The following is a 7342-nucleotide window of genomic DNA, read 5'->3' as shown; positions in this document are numbered from 1 at the left end:
AGGCCGCCTGCCCGCCGGAGATGCTCGGCCGGGTCAGCGCCGCCGCTCGCTGGATCACCTGGGGCACACTGCCGCTCGGCGGTCTGGCCGGCGGCACGCTCGCCACCGCCTTCGGCGTCCGGACCACGTTGTGGATCGCCGTCGCCGGCGGCTGCTGCGCGGGACTGTGGCTGTTCTTCTCACCGCTGCGCGGCATGCGCGACATCCCGCTCAAGGAACCCGAACCTGAACCCGAACCTGAACCCGAAGCCGTGGCCGAAAGGCCGTGACACCCCCCCCGATGTCGTCAAGCCGTTCACCACGGTCGACCGAACGACCGGTACCGCCACCAGGAACGAGTGTCGTCGAAGACAGTCACACCGTCATCGGATGGGGGGAACCAATGATCCCGCTTTCCCACGCCCAACGTGGACTGTGGTTTTGTCCCGACTCGGAGAACACGGCGCGGCCTACAACGAGCCACTGGCCCTCCGACTGAAAGTAGTAAGCGCGATCGGATTGAGCTGAGTCTCGACCAAGTACCCGGCACTGAGCTGCCGCAGATCACGCGACGCATCCAGGAACGGAGCCACGTCCATGTGAGTCCGTCGAACCGCTACCAGCTCGAAGACCTGCTGTGGGCAGAGGACGCGCCGCCCGAGATACCCAAGAAGGCCCGCTGTGAACTGGCACGCGCCCTCGACCTGTCGGAGCTGACGCAGCACCACGACCGCTTCATGCGGCTGCTTGACCGATTCTGGATAGCCGCGGAATCGGACCTGTCCTTCCAGGAGCTTGAGGGCCTGCTGCTGAACGGGAGGCGGCCGGTGACACTGAGGGATCGCATCGCACGGCATGTCTTCCGCAACCCCGGAGACTGGTCGACGGAAGACCTTTCGAGGAGAAGGCCGTCAGCATCATCAACGGTCATCTCCGTACCGCTGGGGTCGAGTTGAGAGTGGCCGGCAGCGATGGCGGCTATCCCCTGTTCACAGTGGTGTCGACGCGACTGCATGGCAACCGGCGGCCGAAGAACATCGGCTTTGCCTCTCTCGAGAAACCGGACATTCGTTTCCGCTCCTCGGTGGACAACGACATCGAGATCGTCGGAGGGCGCCCGGACGCCACTCTTGTCCACGACCGGGAGATCCCCGCCACGGACCTGCGCCGGCGTGATCTGCATAGCTGGTGGCAAGACGGCCATTTCGCCTGGCCAGAGGAACCTCTTCGTGGCCTACCAGACGGCCCTCCCGCCCTCCCCCGATGATCCCGCTCTCCTGCCCCATACCCGCGCGGGCTCTTCAGGCCAGAGGCAGCCGGCCGAGCGGCCGATCACGGTCGGCCTGCGCCTCCAGCAGAGCGGCCACGTCCGGCCCCCTCGTGAAGACCGGGCCGTCCCAGTACCACCGGAACGACCACGGGCGCGAGGCGCACCTCGGTGCCGTGCACCCGCGCGGCGTCGAAGAGGATTTGCAGCAGTTGCAGGCCCGCCAGGTCGAGCGTCGGGCGAGCAGTTCGTGGGCTGCGCGCAACAGGGCGGCGTCGTGTGCCTTGCTCAGGACCACAGCGCCCCGGAGCTCGCGGTCGGATGCCTTGTACTCGGGCGTCTGCACGTACGCGTGGAGCCGCCGCTGGTATTCGGCGGGCGCGAGGTCGTCCCGGTTCGGTCGGCTGCTTCCGGCGCTCTTCGCCTTATCCACACGCCGGTCGGCCGTTTCGGCTTGGCTGAGCTGGAGTGCGAGTCGGTCGACGGCTCTTGGCCGTCCCTACCCCGTCCGGCGTCGTTGCAGGCCGGGTCGTTCAAAGGAGGCGCAGGACGCCGACGACCTTGCCGAGAATCTGCGCTTGGTCGCCGGGGATCGGCTGATAGGCGGGGTTGCGGGGCATCAGCCACACCTGCCCGTCCTGCCGGCGCAGAACCTTGACGGTGGCCTCGTCGTCCAGGAGCGCGGCGACGATGTCGCCGTGGTCGGCGCTGTCCATCTTCCGCACGGTGACGATGTCGCCGTCGCAGATCGCAGCGTCGATCATGGAGTCGCCGACCACGGTCAGGGCGAACAGCTCACCGTCGCCCACGATCTGGCGGGGCATCGAGTAGACGTCCTCGACCATCTCCTCGGCGAGCAGCGGTGCGCCGGCGGCGATCCGTCCGACGAGCGGCACGTCGACCGGCGCCTCGCTCCTGCTTCCCAGGTCGGGCGCCCACGAGGGCCTCACCCGGTAGGCGCGAGGGGTGTGCGGATCGCGGTAGAGGACGCCCTTGCGCTCGAGGGACATCAGCTGGTGGGCGACCGAGGACGTGCTGGCGAGGTCCACAGCTTGGCCGATCTCCCTCATCGACGGCGGGTACCCCTGACGGTCGACCGACTCCGTGATGCAGCGGACGATGGCCGACTGGCGACTCGTCAGCTCACCCTCGGCGGTCCGAGGGCCCGGGGGGCGGCCCCGGCGGGCGGACGCGCTGCTCTCCATACCGGGCACCTCCGTACAAGATCCTCACGGAACACGACCTTAACCCGCCATCCGGCGCAAATGGAACACCGATTCGACTCCTGATCGCTGCCTTCTTCAGCCGGGCACTTCTTAGCCCCGGTGATCGGTCTCGGAGCCGCAGCGGCCGGCGGCACCGTCCAGGTCCGCATCCATATCCGCCGCTGAGGGGAGCGCGTGGTCCAGCGGCACCGTCACTGCTGGACCACGCCGACTGTGGGGGCGGGCTCCCTTGCCGCCGTGGGCGTGAGGATTTCCGCCTGGCGGCACAGGGCCTCGACCGGGCGCGCCAAAGCCTGGGGCGTGCTTGATCTCGCTGATGAAGGTGAGGCCCGCCCTGTCATCCTCGCGGCCATCGCCGCACTCTGTCCCTCGTACGGAGATCACGGCGTAGACCGTGGACCTGCGTTTGCGGGGGTGAGACCCAGCATGACGTGGACGCGGCCCGGGTGCGCGCGCTGGTCTTCCCGGCGCGGGGCAGGCCTGCGGGGCCAGCCAGCCCAGGCGCGGGCGGTCAGCCGCGCCAGGGTCACGGTGGCGGGAAGGGTGACTGGTCGGGGTCGTCGCCGGGGGGGCGGGGTTCGGCGGGGAAGCGGGAGCAGGGTCCAGCGGCGATTGGGGTCCCAGCACGTGCAGAACCAGCTGCAGTCCGCGTCAGCGACTATGGGGGCTCCCCTGACTTCGCCGCCACCGTGACAGTACGGGCAGTCGGGATCGGGGGTGTCGGTCAGGATGACGGCCGGGGGCCCGGTCCAGGGGTCGGGGTCGGGGTCGCGGTCGATGCGGATGCGTAGGCGCAAGAAGATCTCCCTTCGCGATGCTGGCAGCCCGCACCCTTGGTTCACCGATCTTCAGAAGGTGGCCCGGGACGGTCACGAGCCGGGTGAGGATGTTCATGTAGTCACGCGGCGGCGTGTCCTTCGGACGGTCGGGGTTAGTTACCCGGAACACGTCAGCTCACTCTTCTCGTGCTCTGACACATTCGACGGTGAACGCGGTCAGAACCTCACGGTCGCCCGCCCGACGCAGGCCTCCGCCGACGGTCGCGGCAATGCTCCCCAAGAACTCCGGCTGCGGCACTCGCACCTGCCCAGCCTGCCGCTGCCCTTACCAGCGGACGGGGCGCAATGTTCCAGGCTGGGACGCGCCGTGGCGGTGCTCGCCATCGCGGCGGGGAACGGTGCGCCCGGGCGGAGGACGCGAAGGACCTTCGGCCAGGGTGCCTGGCCTGCGTGGCTCAGCCGCAGCTTCCCGCTTCGCACACGCCGCGCACGGCGTCGCGGATGTCGAGGACCATCACGCCGTCGATCTATTCGATGCCGCCGAACCCGAAGCGGACCCATAGCGGGTGGGCGCCCGCGTCACGGGCGAAGGCGAGCTTCTGCGCGGAAGAGGCGTTGGGTGCGGAATCGATCTCCACGACGATGTCCGGGCCGCCTGGCATCCAGATCATGGCGTCGAGCCGGCCGTAGCGGCCCTTGCCGTCCGGCACGACGGGCACCCGTAGCTCGCGGTAGGTACGCATGTAGCGGACGATCGGCGCGAACGCCTCGTCGTCGGCCATGAACAGCACGGCCCGGGTGAGGCTGCGGGCGATCTCGACTGTCGTGGGGGCCGGGTAGCCGTTCTCCCGGTTCGTGGCCACGACCTGAGCGGCACCCTGGGACCAGTCGGCCGGCTTCCGCGGCTGCCTCAACCTCGACCGTGCCTTCCTGCCCCTGCTGGCCAACCCCCGCACCCTCCCGACCGTCGTCGGCCTGCTGAGCCCCAACCTCCACCTGCTCTCCGCCCATCTGATCGCCCTGCCCTCCGGCCCCCGCGCACCATCCGCACCCCCGAACTCCCCGGCTGGCACCGCGACATGTAAGGCGTGACCGCAGACCTCGGCTTCGCCCACACGCCGCGCATGGCCATCAAAGTCGCCCACTACCTCACCCCCATCACCGGCGACTGCGGGCTCACCATATTCCTGCCGGGCAGCCACCTCCTCACCGAGGATCCCGGCATCCCCGACGGCGCGGCCGATCCCGCCGGAGCGCTCACGCCCGACCTCAAGGACAGCGACGCCGTGCTGTTCGAGAACCGCACCTGGCATGCCAGCGGCGTCAACCTCTCCGGCCGTCCCCGCATCGCCTTGATGCTCCAGTACGGCTACCGGTGGCTCCAACCTGTTGACGACCCTGCCACCGACCTGCCGGTCGATCTCGCCCTCAGCCCGGTCGAGCGGCAGCTCGTCGGCATGCCCAACCGCAACCCGGACGGTTCCCTCGCCAAAGGCGCGGGGGCCGCACCCCTGCGCAACCGGTGGCATTCCATGGAGTGATCTCCGGCCGCCCCTGGCTCCAGTCCCGGCCCACGCCCCGACTGCCTCACCTTCAACTCCGCATGCCCTACGGACGCGCTCGGTGACCTTGGCGACCGGACTGGACGCCCAGACGACAACCATGAAACGTGCGGGACCTTCTGCTCGACACGCAGGAGAGGCCGCCTCGACGCTAGGTGCGGCGCGCTCGGCAGCAGGCCGCGGGCGCGGGTAGCGGAAGCCCCGGTCAGGGTCACGGCCCTGGTCGAACGTGGCGAACCACTCGTTCGGGGCGGGGTTGACCATGCCCATGGCCGGACGGATGCCGTTGCCGGGGTCCTCTGATCCCGGCAACGACTGTTGTCGAAAACAACATCAGCAGGTCGTGGTCCCGAAGGAGGACGTCGGAACCGGCGCCCCAGTCGAAGTCCGCCCGGTCTTCGGGCAGGCCAGCCACAGTGTCCCGCACGAGCCGCAGCCGGTTGCGCGTCAGGTCCTGGGCCCGGGCGATGCCGAGGTGCAGGGCCATCTCCTCGCCCGTGCTGCGCGGCTCGACCTCGGCGCTGGACGAGCAGTCGGCGGCCAGGTCGTCGAAGGACCGGGCCATCTGCCGCCGCCACAGACCGTCTTGGTGCCAGGTCACCCGCGGCAGCGAGCCGAAGAGCCCGCCGGTGCTCCGCTGGGCCGGTTGATCACCCAGCGTGGACACTTCCTGCCACGTCTGGTCCGGCTGTACGGCCACGCGTTGTCCACCCCTCGCACAGCGACGGGCACACCCACTACTCAGGGCTGCAGCCGTTCGTACTACGGCCGAAGGGGAGGCGCGACCTACCCGAAAGGGCAGTCCTCGGCAGCGGGCGGGGACGGGTCGTGCCGCTGGCGGTGGTCCGGGGAATACTGACGGCATGGAGGAGCGACGCCGGGGGCAAACCACCCAGCACGCCCCCGCAGTGCGCTCGGACGACGTTGAGCGGACCGGTCGGCGGGGGCTCCGCCAGGGTGGGCCGGCGCGGGGGCACGCCTCGCTGCTGGAGTTGCAGCGACTGGCGGGCAACACGGCGGTGACACGGCTCCTGACCGGGCGCCAGACATGGGCCGAGGCGCCCAGGGCGGAACGCGTGCACGGCCACCTGGGCATGGTGACGATCCAGCGGGCCGGGGGCGGCGCGCCGGCGACCGCCACCGCAGCCAAGGCGGAGCGCACGCCCGAGCAGATCGAGCGGCTCATCGCGGACATCCTGCGCGTGATCGTGGAGATGGAGGTCGGCGGCGCGGACAAGCCCGTCACGGAATCGTCCTACGACACCAGTTCGGGAACCCGGGCCAGCTACCGGAGCAGGGTGCAGGCGACGCTGGTCTGGACGCTCGACCTGCTGGGGCGACACAAGGAACTCCGCGACAAGTTCGGCCTCACCACGGACGAGCTGGCAGCCGCCAAGGAGTGCACGGCAGCGGTCAAGGCGGTCTGGCAGGCCGTGATGGCACTTCCGACAGGAACCACACTCGACCAGGCGAAGGCGGACCGGACCGTCTCGGCGAACCTCTCGAAGACCGGACTTGACGACGCCGACCTCGAACGCATGCGGAAGTTCGGCGCTTGGCGCAGCGAGGTCATCACCGGGCTTCCCGAGCGGCCGGAGAACATCGCGGAGCTGAACAAACTGAGCGCGGAGAAACTCGCGGCACAGGCCACTCCCACGGAGCTCAAGAAGGCCCTGGCGCCCGCGAACAAAAGGGCCCTCGCGGAATGGCGCAAGGAAAAGGCCAAGGACAAGAAGAAAAGGCCCCCGCCTGCCGCCACGGTCGCGGACCTCACCGACCAGGAACGCCAGGGCCTCGCCGCCGTGGTCGGCGACCGGCAGGTCGTGGAACGGCTGGCCAAGGCCGGCGCGGGCGCGGGGATCGGCATCGGTGAGCGGTCGGCGGCGCGCTACGTCGCCGAGCAGAAGAAGATCATGGACACCAAGCGGGGTAAGCCGCACTGGGGTGAGGACCAGGCGGCCTGGCTGCGTCACGCGGTCGAGAAGTCGCTGCCGCAGGTCGGGGCGAAGATGAAGCAGGCCGCCGAAGACGACGAGGGCATGACGCTCGGACGGACGGACGTCAAGGACCGGGTGGCGGCACTCATCGGGAACAAGAGCAACAAGGCGCTGGATGATGAGCAACTCGCCTGGAAGGCGTTCAAGGCGCACAACGCCGACGAGAAGTACGCCGACAAGGCCCTGCCGAAGTTCAAGGCGATACACGTCATTGAGCCGACCCCGAAGGCCCAGTGACGCCGTCAGGTTCTTGCCGTCGTGAGTGTTGAGCCATTTCAGCAGGTCGCCGGGTGTCCGGTTCGGGTCCGGGCCGAGTTCCGCGAAGTACGTGAAGGCATCGATGCCCGCCCGATACGGCCCGCTGTCACCGTCGAAGTACCAGCGCCAGACGGGGTGAAAAGCCTCTTAGCGACGCTGATCCGCCCGCGCGGTGAGCTTGTCGTACGACTCCGCGGCGACCGGAGCGGCGGGCGCTGCGGTGTCGGACTCGGGCTCCTCCTGGGCCTTGCCAGGCGGGGGCTGTGAGGCGGCC

8 protein-coding genes and 1 pseudogene are annotated in these 7342 nt (G+C 69.4%); 5 read left to right on the top strand and 4 right to left on the bottom strand.

The genetic code is table 11. The features are described from left to right. From ACWD4O_RS46915 to ACWD4O_RS46905, 3 genes and pseudogenes are all read left to right on the top strand, one after another. Positions 1-269, top strand: a pseudogene (locus tag ACWD4O_RS46915) (MFS transporter); the annotation flags it as partial. A gap of 309 nt (positions 270-578) precedes the next feature. After that, the gene (locus tag ACWD4O_RS46910; RefSeq protein WP_451289231.1) at positions 579-935 is read left to right on the top strand and encodes a hypothetical protein; all 357 of its coding nucleotides are present in this window, start codon (positions 579-581) and stop codon (positions 933-935) included. Between the two features lie 2 nt (positions 936-937). Further along, positions 938-1246 carry a hypothetical protein gene (locus ACWD4O_RS46905; protein ID WP_451289230.1) on the top strand — a complete coding sequence of 103 codons (309 nt, stop codon included), beginning with the start codon at positions 938-940 and terminating at the stop codon, positions 1244-1246. 34 nt (positions 1247-1280) lie between these two features. On the opposite strand, the gene ACWD4O_RS46900 is transcribed toward ACWD4O_RS46905, so the two are convergent. From ACWD4O_RS46900 to ACWD4O_RS46890, 3 genes are all read right to left on the bottom strand, one after another. Then, positions 1281-1679, bottom strand: a complete 399-nt coding sequence (locus ACWD4O_RS46900; RefSeq protein ID WP_451289229.1) for a hypothetical protein — start codon at positions 1677-1679, stop codon at positions 1281-1283. A 100-nt stretch (positions 1680-1779) separates the two neighbouring features. Continuing rightward, positions 1780-2451, bottom strand: coding sequence for a transcriptional repressor LexA (lexA, locus tag ACWD4O_RS46895; protein ID WP_451289227.1), 672 nt, complete (start codon positions 2449-2451; stop codon positions 1780-1782). Between the two features lie 1327 nt (positions 2452-3778). After that, positions 3779-4114, bottom strand: a complete 336-nt coding sequence (locus ACWD4O_RS46890; protein WP_451289226.1) for a hypothetical protein — start codon at positions 4112-4114, stop codon at positions 3779-3781. Between the two features lie 225 nt (positions 4115-4339). Between ACWD4O_RS46890 and ACWD4O_RS46885 the strand changes: the two genes are divergently transcribed. Continuing rightward, positions 4340-4792: a phytanoyl-CoA dioxygenase family protein gene (locus ACWD4O_RS46885; protein WP_451289225.1), complete on the top strand. Its 453-nt coding sequence runs from the start codon at positions 4340-4342 to the stop codon at positions 4790-4792. Between the two features lie 232 nt (positions 4793-5024). Here the strand turns inward: ACWD4O_RS46885 and ACWD4O_RS46880 are convergent, their stop codons facing one another. Further along, positions 5025-5513 carry a hypothetical protein gene (locus ACWD4O_RS46880; RefSeq protein WP_451289224.1) on the bottom strand — a complete coding sequence of 163 codons (489 nt, stop codon included), beginning with the start codon at positions 5511-5513 and terminating at the stop codon, positions 5025-5027. A gap of 163 nt (positions 5514-5676) precedes the next feature. Here ACWD4O_RS46880 and ACWD4O_RS46875 point away from each other — a divergent pair, with 163 nt between their 5' ends. Continuing rightward, positions 5677-7047 (top strand): hypothetical protein, encoded by a 1371-nt coding sequence (locus ACWD4O_RS46875; protein WP_451289223.1) that lies wholly within the window; start codon positions 5677-5679, stop codon positions 7045-7047. Positions 7048-7342: the final 295 nt, after the last annotated feature.

The organism is Streptomyces sp. NPDC002623 (assembly GCF_053592635.1).
The sequence above is the reverse complement of the archived record's forward strand: the minus strand, read 5'-3'. Positions and strand labels throughout refer to the sequence as shown.